The following is a 22,401-nucleotide window of genomic DNA, read 5'->3' as shown; positions in this document are numbered from 1 at the left end:
GCGAGGAGAGAGTCATCGTGAGCGGAGCCACGGGCGCAGGCTCTACCGGCACATCGACCGGTACGGAAACCGAGGGCGGCCGTGGCTCCGCTCATGACTCGACAGACTCGCACGAGTCTCATGGATCCCAGGGGGGAACTGTGACGGACACCCGAGGTCCGCAGGCCCAGCAGTACGCGGACGGTGGCGGCGCTCTGCCCGGGGAAAGGCAACAGCCGCAGCAAGCGGCTCAGCCGTACCACCCGCCGCAGGCGTACCAGAACGCGCCGGCCGGAGCGGTGCGCAGGCCGCGCACCGGCGCCCGCACCACGCCACGCACGCGTAAGGCGCGCCTGCGCGTCGCCAAGGCGGACCCGTGGTCGGTGATGAAGGTCAGCTTCCTGCTGTCCATCGCGCTCGGCATCTGCACGATCATCGCGGCCGCCGTGCTGTGGATGGTCATGGACGCCATGGGCGTCTTCTCCACGGTCGGCGGGACGATCTCCGAGGCCACGGGCTCCAACGAGTCCAATGGCTTCGATCTCCAGTCGTTCCTGTCGCTGCCGCGCGTGCTGATGTTCACGACGGTCATCGCGGTCATCGACGTCGTCCTGGCGACGGCACTCGCGACGCTCGGCGCGTTCATCTACAACCTCTCCGCGGGCTTCGTCGGCGGCATCGAGCTCACGCTCGCCGAGGACGAGTAGGCGTTTTCGCGGGTCGTCAGCGGGTCGTCAGCGGGTCGTCGCCGGGTTGGCGCCGGGTCGTCGAGAGCCGCTGGTGGGCGGGCCAGGACTATCGATTTTGGGACTGGCCCCCAGGTGCGCTAATCTTCAGAGGTCAGCGCGCGGGACACACACCGCAAAGCGCGGCGGGGCTATAGCTCAGTTGGTTAGAGCGCATCCCTGATAAGGATGAGGCCACAGGTTCAAATCCTGTTAGCCCCACAGAGAAAGACCCTCAGTCGATATCGGCTGGGGGTCTTTTGCGTGGGGGTGGGCCTGTGGTGCATCCGGTCGGCCTGAGCTGCGCCCGGGCATGCCGAATGGGCCCGCTCAGCCGGTGGGGATGGCTGGGGCCTCGTAGGTCTGCGGTTCCGTCTTTGGCGTCGTCTTCGTGGGCGACGTCTTCTTCGGCGTCTTTGTCTTCGTCTTCTTCGTCTTCATCGTCGTCTTTGGTGCCGATGCGCTTGTGGTGCCTGCTTGGCGTGGGCGGCGTAGGAGATGCCGCCCGCTGGTGGTGCCGTGGCCGCGTCGGGGCTCGTACGCCCCTGTCGTGCCGTCCTGCGGTCCTGCCGTCCTGCGGTTCTGCTGTGCTGCTGGGCTTCGTTCGGGCTGTTGTGCGTGCTTGTGCGTGCTTGTGCTGCCGGGGCGTCGGACGGGGCGTCCGGCGGCGGCTACGACGTCAGCGCTTCGGACGACAGGCCCGCGTCGGCATCGGACTGCTCGGTGTCGGCCGGCGGGCGGTGGCGGCAGCTCGGGGAGGAACCGTGGGCCTCGGCCCGGATGCGCTGCTTCATCGTCGGTGGCAGGGACCTCTTGAAGCTCCAGAAGGGGCGGGCGGAGGCCGGGGCGGGCACGGTGGCCGCCGCGCTGCACGCCCCCTCCGTCTGCTGTACGGGAGCGGCCGCGGCGGCCGGGGAGACGAGTCCGAGCGCCGAGAAGAGCGCGATGAAGGCAGAGATGACGACGGTCCACAGCGTCATGACCCGGTTCTTGGTCATGTTCCCTCACTTTCGGGTTGGGCGATTTGCGTACTTTCCTCATGATGTGTACGCGGTGCCGGAAGTGCGGGACCGACGCTCGCGCCGCGTCGATCTTCAGATGAACATCACACGGATGGAGGCAAGAGGCCTGGAAACGCCGTTGATGCGGAAGATTTTCCGTTTTGCATGGAGGTGTGGGTGATTCGCGGAGTGGCGTCATCCGGTTCTACTGCGGTTTTCCGGCCGGGAGTTGAGGTGCGGCCAGGTCACCGATCGGTATCGGCCGGTGTGTATAGTCGGGCGCCAGAAGTCCCCTACGTCAAGGAAAGACGAGGTCGCGCGGTGAAGAAGCTTCTCCTGGTCGCACTGGCCGCCATCGGCGGGCTCCTCGTGTACCGCCAGATCCAGGCGGATCGCGCCGAGCAGGATCTGTGGACGGAGGCGACTGACTCCGTGCCCACGGGTTCGTGAGTATCGACAACAGTCACTTCGCAGGCCCCGGTCGCTTCAGCGGCCGGGGCCTTGTGCTGTCCGCGCCCGTACGCCTCGCCTTGCGCGTGACGCAGGGCGGCGGTATCCACGTACGCGGCGGCAGTAAGTACTGCAGCGAATAACTGGCGGGATTCCGGCGCACGGCGGACAGTACGCACCGCAGAACGGCAGGATGGCCCCCCATGGGGAGGCGCAAGAGGCGGCCGATGCGGGAATGGCGCGCGCGAGGGAGGACGGCGGTGGCCGTCGGCGCGGTGCTGGGCGCCGGGGCGTCCATGGCGTTCGCACTGCCCGGCACGGCCGCGACCGCGAAGGCGGTGACCGGCGGTGTGGCGAATCCGTACGTCTACGCCGAAGACGCCACAACGGTGCCCAGCGTGCCGAACAGCACGGACGCGCCGCGGCTGAGTGCGGGTGGGACCTACCGCAGTTCGCTCGGCGCAGGCATGAGCGGCGCCGCGTATTACCGCGTCGAACTCGACAGAGCCGCCAACGCGTACGTGTCGGTCGTCGCTGTGCCGCCCCTCGGGGCAGGCGTGAAGGCGTCCTACGCGGACGGCATCGCCGTGACGCTCCAGGACCGCGACGGCAACCGTTGCGACTCCGAGCGCTCGACATTCCGCTCCGGTGGCTATCCACGGCCCGTCGCGGCCACCGCGGAGCGGCTCGTACGGCCGGGGGCGCTGCGCTGCCAGGCGGCGGGGACGTACTACGTGGTGGTGGAGCGGAAGGCGGACGCCGAGTCGACACAGGAGTCCTGGGGGCTCGAACTGAAGGTCGACACCGAACCCGGCCTCGTGTCCCCCGCCCCCACGCAGGGACCGCAGAGCTGGCCGTCGGCCTCGGTGCAGCCGCCGACGCAGAAAGGTGTGCGGCGGGTCGGCGGAACCGGGTTCAACGACGCGGTGGCCTTGCCGGGCGGGGTGTGGAAGGACGGTGTCCGTCCAGGTCAGAGCCACTTCTACCGGGTGCCGGTGGATTGGGGACAGCAGCTGTCCGTCGACGCGGAGTTGGGCAGTTCGGCGGGGGACGGGGCGCGGGCGGCGATCGTGACGGGGGCGCTCGACATGGAGCTCTACAACCCGGCACGGGCGTCGGTCGCGGCGAAGCAGGCCTCTTACGCGGGGGATCCGACGTCGGCGGCGTTCGACCCATTGCCGCCGGTCGCCTACGAGAACCGCTATCTGATGCGCGGCGACGAGGCGGCGATGCGGTTGGCCGGCTGGTACTACCTCAAGGTCACGCTGAATCCGGCGATGGCGTCGAAGTTCGGGGACAAGGCGTCGGGGCTGACGTTGCGGATCGGTGTGGAGGGGGAGCGGCGACAGCCACCGGACTATGTGCGGGATCCCGGGGAGTTCCAGGTGACGGACGGGGATCGGGACGCTGCCGAGAAGGGGGAGGGCGGCGCGGTCTGGGAGGACTCGGATCCGCGCTCTGGTGAGGACGGTGCGGCTGTCGCCGGTGGGCAGGACGGGCGCGGGGAGCCGACCGGTGGTACGGGGTCCGGGGGATCCGCCGGAGCGGGGGCATCCGCCTCGGGGGCGTCCGGCTCCGCCGCGTCTTCGCCCGCGGGGAGTGGGGGGATGTTGGTGGTGGGGGTTGCGGGGATTGGTGTGGGGTGTGCGCTGGTGCTGTGGATGGGGGTGTGGTGGGTGGTGGCGGTTCGGCGCGTGAAAGGGGTGAGAGGGGTGGGTTGAGTTGGGTTGAGGGGTGGAGTGGTGTGAGGTGAGGTTGGGCTAGGTGGGTGGGGCAGCCTGGTGGGCTGGTGGCCGGTTGGGTGCGGATTCGGTTCGGATTCCCCGGGAGCGCTAGGTCTGGGTGAGGGCCCAGATGCCGATGGTGAAGCAGATCAGGGCTATGAGCAGGACCGGGATCGCGATTTTCGGGGGCGGTCCTGGGTGGTGGGCGGTGAGGTGTTCATCGCGGCTCGAGGCCTCGCGACCTACTCGGCTTTCCTCTCGGTCACCTTCGGGAACTTCTGGGGTGCGAGCTGCGTACAGAGAGTGACGGTCCTCGTCGTACGGGACCACGGTGGTGACCGCGTGGGCGCGGCTGGAGGAGTGCGGGGTAGGGGTGGCGTCGGCCGTCGGGCTGTTCTGGGGGTAGGGCCGTGGGGCGCGCGGCTGCGTTCGGGGTGGGGTGGGCGTGGATTCCGGGAGGGGCTGAGCGACGGACGGGCGGTGCCGGGGCGGCTCGGGCAGCTGGGTCCCGGTGGTCGGCTGGCCCGTAGGCATTGGGGGGACGGGTGGTGGAGGCGGAAGCGTGGAGCCCAGGGAGGGGTCGGTGGAGTCGGTGGGAACCGGGGGCGGCAGGTGGAAGCTGCCCGTCTCCGACATCGAGGGGAGGGACGGGTCCGACACCGGCTCTGAGGTCGAGGGAGTGGGCGGTTCCGTGGTGGGGGCTGCGGCTGCGGTTGCGGGTGTTGGCTGGTGGTCGGTGCCCCGGCCGTATGCGAGTTCGGGCCCGCGCCCGGGGGTTGGTTCGTGGTCGGGCCCGGCCCAACGGGTGGGCTGCGCCGCTTCAAGCCCGGGGTTCGGGCCCGGCCGGCGGGCAGGCTGCGATCCGAGACGGGATTCCGGCCCGTACGAGGGGCCTGGCGGGTGAGTGGAATCCGGGCCGTACGGGGGATGCGGCTCGTGTGTGGAGTCCGGCCCGACAGGGGTTCCCGCCTGGTACGCAGGGTTCGACCCGGAAGCGGTGTCGGCCTTGTACTGGGGGTTCGGCCCGTAAGTGGCTTCCGGGCGCTTCCAGGGGGGCGGCTCGGAAGGGTTCCCCGCGCCATGCTGAGGGCTTGGACCGGAAGTGGACTCCCGCCCGGTGTGGGGGCGTGGTCCGGCGCCGGTCCCGGACCCGTACTGACCGCCTGGCCGGGAAGCGGTCTCCGCACCGTGTTGGGGATTTGGCCCAGAAACGGCCTCGGCCCCGTGCTGAACGCTCGGCCCGGAAGCCCCTTCCGGCCCGTGATGATGGCCTGGCCCGGATTCAGTTCCTGGCCTGAACTGGGGTCTTGGCCCGGAGCCAGTTTCCGGCCCGAACTGGGAGCTCAACCCGGAGCGAGTCCCTGACCCGAATTGGGAGCTCGGCCCGGAGCCAGTCTCCGGCCCGAACTGGGAGCTTGGCCCGGAGCCAGTCCCCGGCCCGAACTGGGAGCTTGGCCCGGAACCAGTCTCCGGCCCGTGCTGGGTCTCCGGCCCGTGCGTGGGGCCCGGCCCGTACTCCCAGTTCCGTCCGCTGTCGGGTTCTGGACCGCGATCGAGTTCCTGCTCGTACTGGGGTCGAGGCCTGCGACCCGCTTCCCATCCGTGTTCGGGCTCCGGGCGATCGGCATCCGGCCCCCCACCAGCCCCCGACCCGCGCTCATCCCCCTGCCCCCGGGCGCCGTTCGACCACTCCTGTCCCGCCCCGCGCTCAGCGCCCCGTTCCCACTCGGGGATCGGCATCACCGGGGTTGGGGAGGTGGCGGTCAGGGGGCGGGCTCGGCGGCCGCGGGCTGCGGGGCCGTTCGGACCGAAACCCGGGGGGAGGGGGCCGAGTTGGTCGAAGACCTCGATGAGTTCGTCGTCGGGGCCGGGCTCCGGCAGGAGCTCCGCGGCGTCGAGAAGCGCCTTGCGCGCGCCCGTGGCGGTACGGAAGCGGGCGTCGGGATCGGGTTGCAGAAGACCGGCCAGGACGCTCCACAGCGGGCCGGGGACGCCCACTGGGGCGCCGGGTGTTCCATGGTCGGCAAAATGTTCGATCAGGGCTCTGGCGTCGGGCTTGGCGCCTTCCAGGAGATAGAGCGCCACGAGGCCGGCCGCGAAGAGGTCCGCGGGGAAGTCCGGTTCGGCGCCCATCGCCTGCTCGGGGGCGAAATAACCCGGGGTACCCACCACGTAGTTGGTCTCCGTGAGGCGGGGCTCGCCCTTGCGCATGGCGATGCCGAAGTCGGAGACGCGCAGGTGCGGCAGGCCCGTGCCGGTCCGCTCCAGAAGGATGTTGGCCGGTTTGATGTCGCGGTGCACCACCCCCTCGGCATGGACCGCGGAGAGGCCCGAGAGGAGCTGGTCGAGGAGGACGCAGACGAAATGAGGCGCCAGCGGTCCGTAATCGGCGACCAGGTGGACCAGGGAGCCGCCCGCGACCAGGTCCATGGTGAAGAGGACCTTGTCGTCGTCCGCGGCCCAGCTCGCCGGGGCCAGGACATGGGGGTGATCGATCCGCAGCGCCTGTTCCCGCACGAAGCGCAGCAGCGTGTGGGCGTCGCTCTGCTGGAGGACCTTGGCCGCGACATAGCGGCGGCGCCGGTGGTCCCAGGCCCGCCATACCGCGCCCACTCCCCCGCGACCGATCGGGTCGGCCAGTTCGTACCGGCCGGCGAAGACCTCACCCATGGTCGTGCGTCGCTCCCCTCCCGGTCTCGCGGCGTGGAAGACACCCTCGGATCACGTGGCCTCCGTGGTGATCACGGCTTCCCAGATCCCCGGCATCTCCCACGTCCCTGGCTCACCTGGCTCACCTGGCTCTCCCGGCTCTCCCTGATCACCCGGCTCTCCCGGCTCTCCCGGATCCCCGGCGTCACCTCGGCCCCGTCGCCTCGCCCCCGGCACCCCCACACGCCGCCCCGCCAAGAAACAGCCGGTCGGCGCTGTGTCCGGTCGGAGGTCAGTTCTGGTGGGCCTGGTAGTGGGCGACCGCGTCGGAGGTGCGGCCGGCGCCGTAGACCCGGAGGAACTCTGCCAGTTCGGGGTGGGTGGGGGCGAGGGAGTCCGCGGCGTCGATGATGTCGCCCGCCGCCGAGACGGAACGCAGCAGCGACTGGATCTCACGCACCACGCGCTTCACGGTCGGCGCGCCCGAACCGGAGGCCGTCTGCCCGGTGTTGGAGAGGACGGAGCCGCCCTGCGACTTCCGGACCTCGTCCATGCGCTCGGTGGCCTCGGCCGCACTGACGCTCCCGTCGGCCACCTGGCTCGCGAGATCCTGCAGAAGCTGGACGCGCTGCACGACCGCGGGGTTGCCGATCTTGGCGCGCTGACCGCTCATCAGCTGCGACAGCATGGGTGCGGAAAGGCCGAGGACACCTGCCAGACGGGCCTGATTGAGCCCGAGGTCCTCGATCAGTCGGCGGAAGAGCGCCCCCAGTGGCTCTCCGTACCAGCTCCGCTGGAGCTCCCGGGCTCTTGCGGTAGCTTCCTGCTGTGCGGCGTCCATTGCGTCTCCCCATCGCTTTCCCCAATACGGCGCTTCGCTGCCGCGAAGCACGTGGGGCATCTTACGGAGAGTGGTCGTCCGCCGGGACCCCCAATCCTTTTGCTAGATCCGGGGGGTGACCCGGTACTCTGGTCTGCGGTGCTCGCCGGAGGCGTGAATCGTCGGTGGGACGCACCGTTTTGCGGGGCCTTAGCTCAGTTGGTAGAGCGCTGTCTTTGCATGGCAGATGTCAGGGGTTCGACTCCCCTAGGCTCCACAAGAAGCTCAAGCAGTACAAGTAGTACAAGTAGTACAAGCAGTACCCATGACGAAGCCCCTCTGGCCACCAGGTGAATCCGGTGGCCAGAGGGGCTTCGCCGTGGAGTGTCAGCGGGGCTCTTCCGGGCCCGCCTCCGCCTCGGCCTGCTTGGCCTGGACCTCCGGGTCGAGGACGTCCTGGGCGCCGGCGCCGTCGACCGAGGTCAGCGGGGTGCCGTCGGGGACCTCGGTGGCCGCCGGGGGCTCGACCAGCCAGTCCGGGTTGGCCTGCTTGTCCCACCACTTCCATGCGACGTAGGCACCGCCCGCCACGACGGTCAGCACCAGAAGCCCCTTGGTGAAGCGGCCCGCGCGGGCGCGGCGCTCGTGCTTGCGGACGATCTTCTGGATCTCCTTGGGGGAGACCTGTCCGCGCAGCGCGGCGAGGGCGGCGACGCTGCGGGCCGTCGCCTCCTCGGCCACCGGCTGGGCCGAGGCCACGGCCTGCTCGAGGCGGGGCTTCGAGAACTCGGCTGCCTGCCTGGCGGCCTGGAGCGTACGGGTGGCGGCCTCATGCGCGGCATGGTCGACCTTCGGCGGGACATGCGTGCGTGCCTGCTCAAGGCGCGGGGCCAGGTGGGCGCCGTACTGGGCGCGCGCCTGCTGGGCGGCCTGCGAGACCTTGGGGCCGAGCGCGACACGCGCTTCGTGCGCGTACTGCGTCGCACGGTCCTTGGCCGTCCCGGCGTAGGGCGCCACCACGTCCGCGGCGTGCAGCACGCTGTCCTTCGCCGAGCCGGTCGCGGCGCGCACGCTGTCGATGCGGGTCACGGGATCCTCCTCCTCGGTGGCGTACAGGTATTTCACCTTTCCACCCTTTTGCGGATCATGCCTGCCAAAAGCTCAATGCGGTGGTACGGCTCGTAAAGGAGCGGTAGAGGGCCTGGCGACGACAATGCCACGGATCGTGTCGGGGCGCGCCTCTGCCGTTACGAGTAGACCGGTTTTGGGTGGCTGAAACCTCTGGCCTCCGGCTGCACCGTGGGAGGATCGGCACAGCACCGAAGACGACGGAAGGCAGACCGTGGCCGAGCAGCTGTACGCCACTCTCAGGACCAACCAGGGCGACATCGAGGTCAGGCTCCTGCCGAACCACGCGCCGAAGACGGTCAGGAACTTCGTGGAGCTGGCCAGGGGCGAGCGGGAGTGGACGAACCCGGAGACCGGGGAGAAGTCCACGGCTCCCCTCTACGACGGCACCGTCTTCCACCGTGTCCTCAGTGGCTTCATGATCCAGGCGGGTGACCCGCTCGGGAACGGGACGGGCGGCCCCGGCTACCAGTTCGAGGACGAGTTCCACCCCGACCTGGCCTTCACCAAGCCGTACCTGCTCGCCATGGCCAACGCCGGGCCGGGGACGAACGGCTCGCAGTTCTTCATCACCGTCGCCCCGACCGCCTGGCTGACCCGTAAGCACACGATCTTCGGCGAGGTGTCCGACGAGGCGGGCCGCAAGGTCGTGGACAGCATTGCCGCCACTCAGACGAATCCGCGTACCGCCCGTCCGGTGCGGGACGTGATCATCGAATCGGTGGTCGTGGAGACCCGCTGACACCTCTCCAGGAGGCCGGTTCATGGACCTGCCCGGCTGTTATCGCCACCCGGACCAGCCGACGGGTGTCCGCTGTGTCCGGTGCGAGCGGCCCATCTGCCCCCAGTGCATGATCAGTGCCTCGGTCGGGTTCCAGTGCCCGGAGTGTGTGCGCGGCAATGCCGGCGCCGGGCCGCCGCCGGGTGCGAGCCGGCCGCGGACCGTCGCCGGGGGGACCGTCGTCGCGGACCCGCGTCTGGTGACGAAGATCCTGGTCGTGCTCAACCTGGCCGTGTTCGTCGCGGTCCACCTGGACACCGCCCTGCTCGACCGGTTCGTCCTGGTCGGCGCCTGGCCCCCCTGGTCGTCCCCGCCCGGCCAGGGTGTCGCGGCCGGGGAGTGGTACCGCCTGGTCACCTCGATGTTCACGCACAACGAGGTGTGGCACATCGCGTTCAACATGCTCGGCCTCTGGTGGCTCGGCGGCCCCCTCGAAGCGCAGCTGGGCCGAGCCCGCTATCTGGCCCTCTACTTCTTGTCCGGCCTCGCCGGCAGCGCCACCGGGTACGCCTTCGCGGCACCGGGCACCGCCACGCTCGGAGCCTCGGGCGCGATCTTCGGACTGCTCGGCGCGACCGCCGTCCTGATGCGCCGGCTCCACTACGACCTGCGCCCCGTCATCGCCCTGCTCGCGTTGAACCTGCTCTTCACGTTCACGTGGCGGGGCATCTCGTGGCAGGCCCACGTCGGTGGTCTGATCGGCGGCCTCGTCATCGGGTACGCGATGGTCCACGCCCCGCGCGAACGCCGCGCGCTGATCCAGTACGGGGTCTGCGCACTGGTGCTCGCGGTCGTACTCGGCACGGTTCTTGTCCGAACGGCGCAGCTCACCTGAGCCCGCTTCTCCACGGATGGTGACCGCTCCGCGGCAGACGTTGTCCACAGCGAGTGCCGGATCTTGTGCATGCTGTGCGGAACGTGTTCGCCCCTCGCCTCTGAGCTGGGTTTTCCCAGGAGAGGCAAGGGGTGAACAGGTGAACTAGCGTGACCTGACCAGTCACACCGGCGTCAATCTCCGGAGAGTTATCCACAGATCGTCTGACCTTTTCAACACTGTGGAAAAACCCTGTGGATAACCCGGTGGGTCGTCAGTGGACAACCCGATGGGACGTTGGTGGACAACCCGGTGGGACGTCAGGCGACCATCAGGTGGACAGCCCGGCGGCACCGCCGGAAAGCGCCGGTCGAACCGTTACTTCCACTGCGTGGAGACGCCGAACCCGGCCGCGATGAAGCCGAAGCCCACGACGATGTTCCAGTTGCCGAGCGCGTCGATCGGCAGGGAGCCGTCCGTCACGTAGAAGACCACGATCCAGGCGAGCCCGATGAGGAACATCGCGAGCATCACCGGGGCCACCCAGCCGCGGTTGGTCAGCTTGATATTGGCTGCCTGCTTGGACGCCGGCGGCGGCGTGTAGTCGGCCTTCTTGCGGATACGTGACTTCGGCACGAGGGTCTCTCCTGTCGATGCGCTGCGTGGCCGCGCAGGGGACGTGGGCTGGCTCCGGAGCAGCGTACAAGGGGAAGTTCAAAGGAATCTGAGCGCTCCCCCGGGCGTCCGTTAGCGTAGTGCTTCCGCGGCGTCGAAGGAGATAAGGGTACGTTGAGCAATTCTGCCGACCCTGACGAAGGGCCTGTCAACGCCTCTGGCGCTCCGGATGTCCCCGGTGCCCGCTTCCGTCCCGTGCGGCTGCTCACCATGGGGGTCTTCGCTCTCGCCGGGCTCATCTTCTTCACCAGCTTCAATACGGCCAAGGGCACCAATATCCGGACGGACGCGTCCCTTCTGAAGCTCTCCGACCTCATCCAGGAGCGCAGCCGCAAGAACAAGGAGCTGGAGGAGGGCAACAGCGGGGTGCGGGACGACGTCGAAGCGCTGGCCGAGCGCGACGACGGGTCGACCAAGGCGGAGGACGAGAAGCTGGACCGCCTGGAGACGGCGTCCGGCACGAAGAAGCTCAAGGGCGAGGCGGTCTCCGTCACCCTCGACGACGCCCCGCCGAACGCGACGGCGAAGCTCCCGGGCTACCCCGAGCCGCAACCGAACGACCTGGTCATCCACCAGCAGGACCTCCAGGCCGTGGTGAACGCGCTGTGGCACGGCGGCGCCGAGGGCATCAAGGTGATGGACCAGCGCCTCATCTCGACCTCGGCCGTCCGCTGCGTCGGCAACACCCTGATCCTCCAGGGGCGGGTCTACTCACCGCCGTACAAGATCACCGCGGTCGGCGACCCGGAGAAGATGAAGCAAGCGGTCGCGGCCTCCCCGGAGATCCAGAACTACATGCTCTACGTCAACGCGTACGGCCTCGGCTGGAAAGTCGAGGACGACGGGGCGGTGACTCTTCCCGCGTACTCGGGCACAGTGGATCTCCACTACGCGAAGCCGGTGCAGTAGCAGGCGCCACCTGGGCAGTACCTGGGCGCCACCTGGGCAGGGCGGGGAGGCCCTCGATGTCGGTGCGAGTCGTCGTCAGGTCGCTGAGCGAGCTCTGCGTCACCGTCGGCGCCGTGATCGTGCTCTTCGTGGTCTACGTGCTGTTCTGGACGGGTGTGAAGGCCGACAGCGCCATGGACCACCAGATCGACGTGCTGCACGAGCAGTGGGCCCAGCGGCCGTCCGCCACCGCGCCGCCGTCCGCCACCGCCCCGCCGTCCGCCTCCTCCGCACCGGAGACGCCGCCCGGCCCGGCCGCGTACGAGGGCGGAAAACCGTTCGCTGTGATGTACATCCCGCGTCTTGGTTTCACGTGGAACAAGCCCGTGCTCGAGGACACGAAGGTCGGGACCCTGAAAAAGGGGCTCGGTCACTACGAGGGCACCGCGCGGCTCGGGCAGAAGGGGAACTTCGCGGTCGCCGGGCATCGGCGCACGTACGGCGACCCGTTCAAGGATTTCCCCAGACTGCGGCCGGGGGACGCCGTGGTTCTCACCGACGGAACGACCTGGTTCACCTACCGCATCGACCGGGGCCCCTACCGGACGCTGCCCACGGATACCGGCGTCGTCGACCCGGTGCCGCGCAAGTCCGGGTACACGGCGCCGGGCCGCTATCTGACACTCACCACCTGTGATCCGGAGTGGGGGCACAGCCACCGGTTGATCGTCTGGGCGCACTTGGATGCCACTCAGCCTGTGGAGGCCGGGAAACCGGAGGCGTTGCGCCGTTAGTCTGGTGGTGTACGGCGACGGCTGAAGCCGTGCGGCGATGGTGTTGAGGGACTGTCGAAGGGGAGCGACCGGCATGTACGGCTGGATCTGGCGGCATCTGCCGGGCAACGCGTGGCTGAGGGCGGCGATCTCGCTGGTGCTCGTCCTCGCCGTGGTCTACGTCCTCTTCCAGTACGTGTTCCCGTGGGCCGAGCCGCTGCTGCCCTTCAACGATGTGACGGTGGACGGCCAGTGAGTACGCGAAAGACCCGCATTCTCGTCGTCGACAACTACGACAGCTTCGTCTTCAACCTCGTCCAGTACCTCTACCAGCTGGGCGCCGAGTGCGAGGTGCTGCGCAACGACGAGGTGAGCACGGCACACGCGCAGGACGGCTTCGACGGCGTCCTGCTCAGCCCCGGCCCCGGCGCCCCCGAACAGGCCGGTGTCTGCATCGACATGGTGCGGCACTGCGCGGCGACCGGCGTCCCCGTCTTCGGCGTCTGCCTCGGCATGCAGTCGATGCAGGTGGCGTACGGGGGTGTGGTCGGCCGGGCGCCCGAGCTGCTGCACGGCAAGACCTCGCTCGTCCGGCACGACGGCACGGGTGTCTTCGCGGGCCTGCCCGACCCGTTCACCGCGACCCGGTACCACTCGCTGGCCGCCGAGCCCGGCACCGTACCGGCGGAGTTCGAGGTGACCGCGCGCACCGAGGACGGCATCGTCATGGGCCTGCGCCACCGTGAACTGCCGGTCGAGGGCGTCCAGTTCCACCCGGAGTCGGTCCTGACCGAGCACGGGCACCTGACGCTGGCGAACTGGCTCGCCGAATGCGGGGACAAGGAGGCGGTGGGCCGCTCGGCCGGGCTCGCGCCGGTCGTGGGCAGGGCCTCGGCGTGACCGCGCTGCGCCCCGAGCAGGGCGGCGCCGGCGGGTTCGAGGACGCCGTCAGGGGCCTCGACGACCCCCTGAACGATCCGCTGCCGGGGCAGCATCCGTCGCCGTGGTTCCGGGCCGAGGACGAGCCGCAGCCGGACTCCGCGGCGCAGGCGCCCGTGCACCAGGAGCCCGCGCGGCGGCGGGCGGAGCGCCCTGAGCCGGAGCCCGAGTGGTACGACCCGGAGGGGTACGCCCAGGACTGGTACGGCGGGGCCCAGGCCGCGCCGCAGGCGCCCGTACGGGACGACGAGACCGTGGCGCTGCGTACGGCCGACACCCGGCGAATACTGGACCCGCAGCCGAGCCCTCAGACCGATTCCGAGCCGGAAGAGCCGCTGAGACCGGAGCCGGATCCGGATACGGAGCCGGGGACCAGGGTCGAGGCCCCTGTCACCACCGGTGGCCGTGCCGCCCGGCGGAAGGCCGCCAAGAAGGGCGGGGGCGGCAGACGCCGGGCCGGCGAAACGCAGGAGGCGGCGGCGCCCGCGCAGGGCGGCGACGGGAAGCCGTTGTCGCGGGTCGAGGCGCGACGGGCCGCACGGGCCGCCAAGCCCACCGTGGGCGTCATCGTGAGCCGCGGACTCGGTGAGGTCTTCATCAGCATCGGGGTGCTGATGCTGCTGTTCGTCACCTACCAGCTCTGGTGGTCCAACATCCGGGCCCACAACCTCGCGGGCAACGCCCGCCACCACCTCGAGGACGACTGGGCGAACGGCAAGGGCAAGGCCAAGCCGGACTCGTTCGAGCCGGGCCAGGGCTTCGCCATCCTCTACATCCCGAAGCTGGACGTCGTGGTGCCGATCGCGGAGGGCATCAGCAAGACGAAGGTGCTCGACAAGGGCATGGTCGGGCACTACGACAAGAACAGCATTCCCACCGCGATGCCCGAGGCGAAGACCGGGAACTTCGCGCTCGCGGGCCACCGCAACACCCACGGCGAGCCGTTCCGTTACGTCAACCGGCTCAAGCCGGGCGATCCCATCGTCGTCGAGACGCAGGACACCTACTACGTCTACAAGATGTCGAGCCTGCTCCCCCAGACATCGCCGTCCAACACGGCGGTGATCAACCCGATCCCCGCGGAGTCCGGGTTCACCGAGCCGGGCCGCTACATCACCCTGACGACCTGCACTCCGGAATTCACCAGTACGTATCGAATGATCGTCTGGGGCAAGATGGTCGAGGAGCGGCCGCGCAGCAAGGGCAAGCCGGACGCGCTCGTCGGCTAGCCGGCGGTGGACAGGGCCATTTCGGCACAGGGACGGGGCACAGGCAGTGGCAGCGACGACCGACCACGAGGAAGAGGCCGAGACGAAGGCCCCCGCGGCGCCGCCCCGGCGCGGGCCGATCGCGCTGGCGGTCAGCTTCTTCGGTGAGCTGCTCATCACCGGCGGTGTGCTGCTCGGCCTGTTCGTCGTCTACTCGCTGTGGTGGACGAACGTGGTGGCCGACCGGGCCGCGCACCAGCAGGGCGACAAGGTCCGCGACCACTGGTCGCAGGCGACCGGGCCCGGCGCCCTGGACACCAAGGACGGCATCGGGTTCCTGCATGTGCCGGCGATGGGCAAGGGCGAGGTGCTCGTCGAGAAGGGCACGACGTCCAAGATCCTCAACGACGGCGTCGCCGGGTACTACACCGAGCCCGTCAAGGCCGTGCTGCCCACCAGCGGCAAGAACGGCAACTTCTCCCTGGCCGCGCACCGGGACGGGCACGGCGCCAAGTTCCACAACATCGACAAGATCAAAAAGGGCGACGCGATCGTCTACGAGTCCCGCGACAAGTGGTACGTCTACAAGGTCTACGACATCCTCCCCGAGACCTCGAAGTACAACGTGGACGTCATCGGCCAGATCCCCGAGGAGTCGGGGAAGAAGAAGGCCGGCCACTACATCACCCTGACGACGTGCACGCCGGTCTACACGTCGCGGTACCGCTACGTGGTCTGGGGCGAGCTGGAGCGGGTCGAGAAGGTCGACAGCGACCGGACGCCCCCGGCGGAGCTCCGGTAGGGACCGGATGCCCCCGGCGGAACTCCGGTAGTGACCGGACGCCCCCGGCGGAACTCCGTAGGGACCGGACGCGCCTGGCGGAGCTCCGGTAGTGACCGGACGCCCCGGGCGGAACTCCGGTAGCGACCCGACGCTCCCGGCGGAACTCCACTGGCGGTCGGCGCAGATGAACGGAGCCCCGCCCCCTCGAAAGGGGGCGGGGCTCCGTCATGCGCTGCTGCGGTGCCGGGTCAGTCGTCCCCGCCGCGGCCGAAGTTGCCGCCGATGAAGCCGCCGCCGCCGTTGTTGCCGCCGCCGTTGTCGCCGCCCCCTGCGGGCGGGGTGGTGAACAGGGTGACGGTGTCGCCCTTCTTCACGGTGCTGCCGGGCGTCGGCTGGCTCGTGACGACCGTGGCGTTGTCGTCGGAGGAGCCGGAGACCTGCACCTGGATCCCCATGCCGGACAGCTGATCCCGCACGTCCTTGAGCTTCTTGCCCCCGAGGTCACCGGGGACCTGGAGCTGTTCGGGCGCCTTGGCGTACTTCAGCTGGACCGTGGAGCCCGGGTCGGCCGTGGTGCCCGGAGAGAGGTTCTGCTCGAAGACCTTGCCCGCCTCGACCGAGTCGTTCTCCACCTCGGTGCAGCTGGCCTTGAGGTTGCTGGCCTGGAGCTGGGAGGTCGCCTGGTCGCAGGTGAGGTTGCCGCCGGAGACGTTGGGGACCGTGGTGGTCGCCTTCTCCTTGGCGACGGTCAGGGTGATCTCGGAGCCCTTCTCGACCTTGGCGTCGCCCTTGGGGTTCTGGTCGATCACCTTGCCCGGCGTCCGCTCCGACTCCCGGGACTCCTTCTTGATGTTGCTGAAGCCCTTTTCGGTGAGCATCTTCTCGGCCTCGTCGTAGGAGAGGCCCTGCACGTCCGGGACCGTGACCTTCGGCGCGCCCGTCGACATCCGGACGGTGATCGTGTCGCCCTTGGCGACCGAGCCGTCCTTCGGGTCCTGCTCGCAGACGCGCTTCGCGGGCTGGTCCTCGCACGGCATGCTGTCGCCACGGACGACCTTGAGGTCGATGTTCTCGGCCTTCTGCTGAGCGCCCTCGAAGGTCTCGCCGACCAGGGACGGCACGGTGACGTCGCCGTCACCGCCGCCGTCGCCGCTCATCACGTACTTGCCGATGAGGATGGCGCCGACCAGGACGAGGATGCCCGCGACGACCAGGAGGATCGTCGAGGTGCGGTTCTTGCCCTGCTTGCGGCGGTCGGGGCGGTCGTCGTAGCCGTAGCCGCCGTCGTCGGGGTTGACGGGCGGCAGCATCGAGGTGGCCGCCGCGCCGTTCTGGGAGTGCAGCATCGCCGTCTGCTGGTCGTTCCCGTAACCGTCGCCCGCGCCGTAGCCGACCGCGCCCATGGCGGCGGTGGCGGCGACGGGCTGGCCGTCGAGGCAGGCCTCGATGTCGGCCCGCATCTCGTCGGCCGACTGGTAGCGGTAGTCCGGGTCCTTGGTGAGCGCCTTGAGGACGATCGCGTCCATCTCGGGCGTGATCTCGCCGTCGAAGACGCTGGGCGGCTGCGCCTCCTCGCGGACGTGCTGGTAGGCGACGGCCACCGGGGAGTCGCCGACGAACGGCGGACGCACGGTGAGCAGCTCGTAGAGCAGACAGCCCGTCGAGTACAGGTCGGAGCGGGCGTCGACCTGCTCGCCCTTGGCCTGCTCGGGGGAGAGGTACTGGGCGGTGCCGATCACCGCGGCGGTCTGCGTCATCGTCATGCCGGAGTCGCCCATGGCGCGGGCGATGCCGAAGTCCATGACCTTGACCTGGCCGTTGCGGGTCAGCATCACGTTGGCGGGCTTGATGTCGCGGTGGACGATGCCCGCCCGGTGCGAGTACTCCAGGGCCTGGAGGATGCCGATGGTCATCTCCATCGCGCGCTCGGGCAGCAGCTTGCGGCCGCTGTGCAGGAGCTCGCGGAGCGTGGAGCCGTCGACGTACTCCATCACGATGTACGGGATGGAGACCTGGTCGACGTAGTCCTCGCCCGTGTCGTACACCGCCACGATCGCGGGATGGTTGAGCGAGGCGGCCGACTGGGCCTCCCGGCGGAACCGGGCCTGGAACGACGGGTCGCGTGCGAGGTCCGCCCGCAGCGTCTTCACCGCCACCGTGCGCCCCAGCCGGGAGTCATGCGCGAGGTAGACCTCGGCCATGCCACCACGGCCGAGCACGTGGCCCAGCTCGTACCGGCCGCCGAGGCGACGCGGCTCTTCCATGGTTACCTACCAGCCCTCTCCGTCGGTCCCGACCGTCCCGTGCGGGGTCGGGCGGTGTGCTGTCCGGGCATACCGTACCCGGCCTGCCCGACGTGACCTGGCCACCAGGGTGACCCGTGACAGGACCGGTACCGCCACGTGCGTGTCTGTGAAATGCGGGTGACCGGGGTCACAGGGAGGCGGTGGCCTCCCGGTAGCCCCTGTCGCTCGGGTCACCCCTTGTTGCCGATGACCGCTTCCATCACGCTCTTCGCGATCGGGGCGGCGAGACCACCACCGGAGATGTCCTGGCGGCTGGCCGCGCTGTCCTCGACGACCACGGCCACGGCGACCGGGAAACCGGAGTTCGTCTTCGCGTACGAGACGAACCAGGCGTACGGCTTCTCGCTGTTGTCGACGCCGTGCTGGGCGGTACCGGTCTTGCCGCCGACGGTGACGCCATCGATGTTGATCTTGGCGTTGCCGCCCGTGCCGCCCGGGTCGTTGACGACCGTCTCCATCATCGACTGGAGCTTCTGCGCGTTGTCCTCGGTGAGCGGCCGGCTCATCTCCTTGGGCTCCGTCTTCTCGATGGTGTCGAGGTTCGGGGCCTTCAGCTCGTCGATCATGTACGGCTGCATGAGCTTGCCGTCGTTCGCGATCGCGGAGGCGACCATGGCCATCTGGAGCGGGGTCGCGGCGGTGTTGTACTGGCCGATGGAGGACAGGGCCGTCTGCGACGGGTTCATGTCGTCGTCGAAGTTCGACGCGTTGGAGCGGACCGGGACGAACTGCTCCTTGTTGAAGCCGAACTTCTCGGCCTCCTCGACCATCTTCTCCTTGCCGAGGTCCGAGCCGATCTTGCCGAAGACGGTGTTGCAGGAGACCTTGAGGGCGACCCGCAGCGTCGCGTCCTCACACGGGATGTTGCCCTCGTTGTTCAGCGGCGTCTGGGTGCCCGGCATCGTCCACGGCAGCGGCGTCTTGGTCGCCTTGTCGGGGTCGTAGTTACCGCTCTCCAAGGCGGCCGCGGCCGTGACCAGCTTGAACGTCGAGCCCGGCGGATACGTCTCGCGCAGCGCGCGGTTCAGGAGCGGCTTGTCCTTGTCCTTGTCGAGCTTGGAGAAGGTCTTGCTGTCCTTGGTCGAGTTGCCCGCGAAGACCGAGGGGTCGTACGAGGGCGTGGAGGCCAGCGCGAGGATCTTGCCGGTGGACGGCTCGATCGCGGCGACGGCGCCCTTGCCGCGGGTCTTCAGACCGTCGTACGCGGCCTGCTGCGCCTTGGCGTTGAGGGTGGTCGTGACATTGCCGCCCTCCTTCTTCTTGCCCGTGATCATGTCGAGCGTCTGGCGGAAGAAGAGCCGGTCGTCGTTGCCGGTGAGGATGCCGTCCTCGATGGACTCCAGCTGGGTGGCGCCGACGATCTGCGAGGCGTATCCGGTGACGGGCGACCACATGGGCCCGTTCTTCCAGGTGCGCTTGTACTTCAGGTCGGTGCCGGAGGTCGCCTCGGAGCCGGTGATGGGCTTGCCGTCGACGATGATGTCGCCGCGCGGCTGGGCGTAGCGCTCGATGGCTACACGGCGGTTGAGCGCGTTCGTCTGCAGCGAGTCCGCCTGGACGTACTGGATCCAGTTGTCGCGGATCAGCAGCGTGAGGATGAGCAGACCGCAGAAGATCGCGATACGGCGCAGGGGCTTGTTCACGGTCGGACCACCTGAGTCATCTCGGCGTCGGGGTTGGCCACCGGCGCCGGCGCCGGGCGGCGGGCGGTGTCGCTGATCCGCAGGAGGACGCCGACAAGTGCCCAGTTGGCGATGACGGAGGAACCACCGTAGGCGAGGAACGGCATGGTCATACCGGTCAGCGGGATGAGGCCCATGACACCGCCGGAGACGACGAAGACCTGGATGGCGAAGGCGCCGGAGAGGCCGATCGCGAGCAGCTTGCCGAACGGGTCGCGGGCGGCGAGGGAGGTGCGGACGCCGCGCTCCACGATCAGCCCGTAGATGAGCAGGATCGCCATGACGCCGGCCAGGCCCATCTCCTCGCCGTAGGTCGCGAGGACGAAGTCCGAGTTGGCGGCGAAGCCGATCAGGTCGGAGTTGCCCTGGCCGAGCCCGGTGCCGAGGACACCGCCGGACCCGAACGCCATCAGCGACTGCGCGATCTGGTCGGACTGCGCGAGGACGCTGTCGGAGAACGGGTGCAGCCATCCGTTGACGCGCTGCTCCACGTGCGGCTCGAAGCTCGCGACGCCCACCGCGCCGACCGCGGACATCAGCAGACCGAAGACGATCCAGCTGGTGCGCTCGGTGGCGACGTACAGCATGACGACGAACATGCCGAAGAACAGCAGCGAGGTACCGAGGTCGGTCTCGAAGACGAGGATGAGGATCGACATCGCCCAGACGACGACGATCGGCCCGAGGTCGCGGCCACGGGGCAGGTAGAGACCCATGAAACGGCGGGACGCGAGCGCCAGGGCGTCGCGCTTCACCATCAGATATCCGGCGAAGAAGATCGCGATGACGATCTTCGCGAACTCACCGGGCTGGATGGAGAAGCCACCGACGTGGATCCAGATCTTGGCGCCGAAGACGTCCATGCCGAGACCCGGCACGAGCGGGAGCAGCAGCAGGATGATGGCGCCGACCATCGAGATGTACGTGTACCGCTGCAGGATGCGGTGGTCCTTGAGCAGCATGAGCACGCCGACGAAGAGCGCGATGCCGATCGCCGAGTACAGCAGCTGCTTGGGCGCCGCCGGGCTGAACGTCGACCGCAGCTGCAGCCGCTCCGACTGGTCGAGCCGCCAGATGATGACGAGCCCGAGCCCGTTGAGCAGCGTCGCCAGCGGCAGCAGCAGCGGGTCCGCGTAGGCCGCGAACTTGCGCACGACGATGTGGGCGACGCCCGCGAGCAGGCCGAGGCCGAGTCCGTACCCGAGCAGACCGGCGGGCAGGTTCCCGTCGATGGCCAGGCCGACATTGGCGTACGCGAAGACCGGGATGACCACGGCGAACGCGAGGAGCGCCAGCTCGGTGTTGCGCCGGCTGGGCGCGCCGATCGCGCCGATGGTCGACGTATGGGTCGTGGAACTACTACTCATGGCGTGCTGTGGCCCCCAAGGCTTCTACTGCTGCGCGCACGCCTTGGCCAGCTGCTGCTCTTCCTCGGAGAGAGTGGGGCCAGGGGTGGGCGTGGGTGACGGTGACTTCGCCTTGCCGGACGGCGAACGGGACGGGTCGGGCGAGCCAGACGGGTTGGACGGGTTCGGCGTGGCCGTCTCCTTGTGGAAGGACGCCTTGCGGGCGGTATTGGTGCCACCCGTGGTCCCGCCGGCTTCGCCCTCGCCGGTCTTCGCGTTGTTCTGCTTCTGGGCCTGCTCCCGCTCGGCCTGCTTCTTGCACGCGCCGGCCTGCGAGGACAGCTCGTCGATCTTGTCCTGGGCGGCCGCCAGGTCACCTTCGGCGATCGTCGCCTCGACCTGCTTCTTCTGGTACGGCGGCAGGTACTTGAGCTCGACCTCCGGGTGGTCCTTCTCCACCTTGGACAGGCTCACCCAGGCGAGGTCCTGGTTGATGCCCCGGTAGAGCGCCACATGGTCGTCGTTCGAGCCGACGAAGTACTGCGTCTGGGTCCAGCGGTAACCGCCGTACAGGCCGCCGCCGATCACGGCGAGCGCGAGCACCGTGTAGAGGGATCTCTTGATCCACCGGCGGCCGCGGCGCGGCTTGACGAAGTCCTCGTCCGCGTACGCGCCGAAGCCCCCCTCGGGCGCGTAGCCGTCGCTGTCGCCGCTGCCGGGCGGGCCGAACTCGCCGCCGCCCTGCCCGTGGGCCGGGCGGCCGAGGCTGGAGGCGCGGCCCGCGGGGGTCTCCATGGCGCCGCCGTCCTGCAGCTGGTGCTGGTTCTCGGCGACCGCGCCGACGACCACGGGGGCGTCGGACATCTGGCCCGCGAGGGTGTCGCCGCTGTCGATGTCGAGGACGTCGGCGACGATCACCGTCACGTTGTCCGGGCCACCGCCGCGCAGGGCGAGCTGGATCAGGTCCTGGACGGTCTCCTGCGGGCCCTGGTAGCTGGCGAGGGTCTCCTCCATCGTCTGGTGGGAGACGACGCCGGAGAGGCCGTCGGAGCAGATCAGGTAGCGGTCGCCGGCCCGCACCTCACGGATCGAGAGGTCCGGCTCGACGTGGTCGCCACTGCCGAGCGCGCGCATCAGCAGCGAGCGCTGCGGGTGCGTGGTGGCTTCCTCCTCGGTGATGCGGCCCTCGTCGACGAGGCGCTGCACCCACGTGTGGTCCTGCGTGATCTGCGTGAGCACGCCGTCCCGCAGCAGGTACGCGCGCGAGTCGCCGACATGGACGAGGCCGAGGCGCTGGCCGGTCCACAGCAGGGCGGTCAGGGTGGTCCCCATGCCCTCGAGCTGGGGGTCCTCCTCGACCATCATGCGCAGCTGGTCGTTGGCGCGCTGCACGGCGGTGCCGAGCGACGTCAGGATGTCCGAGCCCGGCACGTCGTCGTCGAGCGCGACGATGGTGGAGATGACCTCGGACGAGGCCACCTCACCGGCGGCCTGGCCGCCCATGCCGTCGGCGATCGCGAGCAGCCGGGGACCGGCGTAACCGGAGTCCTCGTTGCCCTCGCGGATCATGCCCTTGTGCGATCCGGCGGCGAAGCGCAGTGACAAGCTCATGCGCACCTGCCCCGTCGAATCCGACTCCGGGTACATCCGCACGGTGCCCACCCTCCGGTCGGGAGCGGGCCGCTGTCCCGTACGGGGACCGCCGCGCCGGCTCGCTCGCTCCGCTCGC

19 protein-coding genes, 2 tRNA genes and 1 pseudogene are annotated in these 22,401 nt (G+C 69.4%); 13 read left to right on the top strand and 9 right to left on the bottom strand.

The genetic code is table 11. The annotated features are described in order from the left end of the window. The first annotated feature begins 17 nt into the window (after window positions 1–17). Window positions 18–686, top strand: a complete 669-nt coding sequence (locus C1N81_RS23995; RefSeq protein WP_394432334.1) for a DUF3566 domain-containing protein — start codon at window positions 18–20, stop codon at window positions 684–686. 166 nt (window positions 687–852) lie between these two features. Further along, window positions 853–926 (top strand) — tRNA-Ile (locus C1N81_RS23990). A gap of 449 nt (window positions 927–1,375) precedes the next feature. Here the strand turns inward: C1N81_RS23990 and C1N81_RS23985 are convergent. Further along, window positions 1,376–1,702, bottom strand: coding sequence for a DUF6344 domain-containing protein (locus tag C1N81_RS23985; protein ID WP_394432332.1), 327 nt, complete (start codon window positions 1,700–1,702; stop codon window positions 1,376–1,378). A 324-nt stretch (window positions 1,703–2,026) separates the two neighbouring features. Between C1N81_RS23985 and C1N81_RS23980 the strand changes: the two genes are divergently transcribed. Both C1N81_RS23980 and C1N81_RS23975 read left to right on the top strand, forming a co-directional pair. After that, window positions 2,027–2,155, top strand: coding sequence for a DLW-39 family protein (locus C1N81_RS23980; RefSeq protein WP_003999697.1), 129 nt, complete (start codon window positions 2,027–2,029; stop codon window positions 2,153–2,155). A 260-nt stretch (window positions 2,156–2,415) separates the two neighbouring features. Then, entirely contained in the window at window positions 2,416–3,876 is a 1,461-nt protein-coding gene (locus C1N81_RS23975; RefSeq protein WP_394432330.1) for a hypothetical protein, read from the top strand. Between the two features lie 1,796 nt (window positions 3,877–5,672). Here C1N81_RS23975 and C1N81_RS23970 read toward each other — a convergent pair. Next, window positions 5,673–6,549, bottom strand: a pseudogene (locus tag C1N81_RS23970) (serine/threonine-protein kinase); the annotation flags it as partial. A 271-nt stretch (window positions 6,550–6,820) separates the two neighbouring features. Further along, entirely contained in the window at window positions 6,821–7,369 is a 549-nt protein-coding gene (locus C1N81_RS23965) for a helix-turn-helix domain-containing protein (protein WP_394432329.1), read from the bottom strand. Window positions 7,370–7,552: 183 nt separating this feature from the next. On the opposite strand from C1N81_RS23965, the gene C1N81_RS23960 reads away from it, so the two are divergent. Further along, window positions 7,553–7,625 (top strand) — tRNA-Ala (locus C1N81_RS23960). Between the two features lie 110 nt (window positions 7,626–7,735). Here the strand turns inward: C1N81_RS23960 and C1N81_RS23955 are convergent. Next, window positions 7,736–8,437, bottom strand: a complete 702-nt coding sequence (locus C1N81_RS23955; protein WP_394438192.1) for a DUF5324 family protein — start codon at window positions 8,435–8,437, stop codon at window positions 7,736–7,738. A 253-nt stretch (window positions 8,438–8,690) separates the two neighbouring features. On the opposite strand from C1N81_RS23955, the gene C1N81_RS23950 reads away from it, so the two are divergent. Both C1N81_RS23950 and C1N81_RS23945 read left to right on the top strand, forming a co-directional pair. Beyond that, complete coding sequence (locus C1N81_RS23950; RefSeq protein WP_394432327.1) at window positions 8,691–9,218, top strand: peptidylprolyl isomerase; 528 nt, start codon at window positions 8,691–8,693, stop codon at window positions 9,216–9,218. A 22-nt stretch (window positions 9,219–9,240) separates the two neighbouring features. Continuing rightward, window positions 9,241–10,092: a rhomboid family intramembrane serine protease gene (locus C1N81_RS23945; protein WP_394432325.1), complete on the top strand. Its 852-nt coding sequence runs from the start codon at window positions 9,241–9,243 to the stop codon at window positions 10,090–10,092. 357 nt (window positions 10,093–10,449) lie between these two features. Here the strand turns inward: C1N81_RS23945 and crgA are convergent, their stop codons facing one another. Then, window positions 10,450–10,707, bottom strand: a complete 258-nt coding sequence (gene crgA, locus C1N81_RS23940; RefSeq protein WP_356489939.1) for a cell division protein CrgA — start codon at window positions 10,705–10,707, stop codon at window positions 10,450–10,452. A gap of 153 nt (window positions 10,708–10,860) precedes the next feature. Here crgA and C1N81_RS23935 point away from each other — a divergent pair, with 153 nt between their 5' ends. The 6 genes from C1N81_RS23935 to C1N81_RS23910 all read left to right on the top strand — a co-directional run bounded on the left by C1N81_RS23935 (window position 10,861) and on the right by C1N81_RS23910 (window position 15,356). Continuing rightward, complete coding sequence (locus tag C1N81_RS23935; protein ID WP_394432323.1) at window positions 10,861–11,655, top strand: DUF881 domain-containing protein; 795 nt, start codon at window positions 10,861–10,863, stop codon at window positions 11,653–11,655. Window positions 11,656–11,711: 56 nt separating this feature from the next. Further along, window positions 11,712–12,428 (top strand): class E sortase, encoded by a 717-nt coding sequence (locus C1N81_RS23930; RefSeq protein ID WP_394432321.1) that lies wholly within the window; start codon window positions 11,712–11,714, stop codon window positions 12,426–12,428. 73 nt (window positions 12,429–12,501) lie between these two features. Beyond that, window positions 12,502–12,663 carry a hypothetical protein gene (locus C1N81_RS23925; protein ID WP_361079357.1) on the top strand — a complete coding sequence of 54 codons (162 nt, stop codon included), beginning with the start codon at window positions 12,502–12,504 and terminating at the stop codon, window positions 12,661–12,663. Next, window positions 12,660–13,307, top strand: coding sequence for an aminodeoxychorismate/anthranilate synthase component II (locus C1N81_RS23920; protein ID WP_394432319.1), 648 nt, complete (start codon window positions 12,660–12,662; stop codon window positions 13,305–13,307). Before C1N81_RS23925 ends, C1N81_RS23920 begins: the two co-directional genes overlap by 4 nt. Further along, complete coding sequence (locus C1N81_RS23915; RefSeq protein ID WP_394432317.1) at window positions 13,304–14,575, top strand: class E sortase; 1,272 nt, start codon at window positions 13,304–13,306, stop codon at window positions 14,573–14,575. The genes C1N81_RS23920 and C1N81_RS23915 overlap by 4 nt, the downstream gene beginning before the upstream one ends. A 46-nt stretch (window positions 14,576–14,621) precedes the next feature. Next, a complete protein-coding gene (locus C1N81_RS23910) occupies window positions 14,622–15,356 on the top strand; it encodes a class E sortase (protein WP_394432316.1) in 735 nt (244 codons plus the stop codon). 230 nt (window positions 15,357–15,586) lie between these two features. Here the strand turns inward: C1N81_RS23910 and pknB are convergent, their stop codons facing one another. The 4 genes from pknB to C1N81_RS23890 form a co-directional block, all read right to left on the bottom strand. Next, window positions 15,587–17,602 (bottom strand): Stk1 family PASTA domain-containing Ser/Thr kinase, encoded by a 2,016-nt coding sequence (gene pknB, locus C1N81_RS23905; protein ID WP_394432314.1) that lies wholly within the window; start codon window positions 17,600–17,602, stop codon window positions 15,587–15,589. A gap of 212 nt (window positions 17,603–17,814) precedes the next feature. Next, window positions 17,815–19,287 (bottom strand): peptidoglycan D,D-transpeptidase FtsI family protein, encoded by a 1,473-nt coding sequence (locus C1N81_RS23900; RefSeq protein WP_394432312.1) that lies wholly within the window; start codon window positions 19,285–19,287, stop codon window positions 17,815–17,817. Further along, a complete protein-coding gene (locus tag C1N81_RS23895; protein ID WP_394432310.1) occupies window positions 19,284–20,693 on the bottom strand; it encodes an FtsW/RodA/SpoVE family cell cycle protein in 1,410 nt (469 codons plus the stop codon). The genes C1N81_RS23900 and C1N81_RS23895 overlap by 4 nt, the downstream gene beginning before the upstream one ends. Before the next feature lie 24 nt (window positions 20,694–20,717). Continuing rightward, window positions 20,718–22,283: a Stp1/IreP family PP2C-type Ser/Thr phosphatase gene (locus C1N81_RS23890; protein ID WP_394432308.1), complete on the bottom strand. Its 1,566-nt coding sequence runs from the start codon at window positions 22,281–22,283 to the stop codon at window positions 20,718–20,720. Between the last annotated feature and the right edge of the window lie 118 nt (window positions 22,284–22,401).

This window comes from Streptomyces sp. SGAir0957 (genome assembly GCF_043523415.1).
This window is presented reverse-complemented; position numbering and strand designations above follow the sequence as displayed.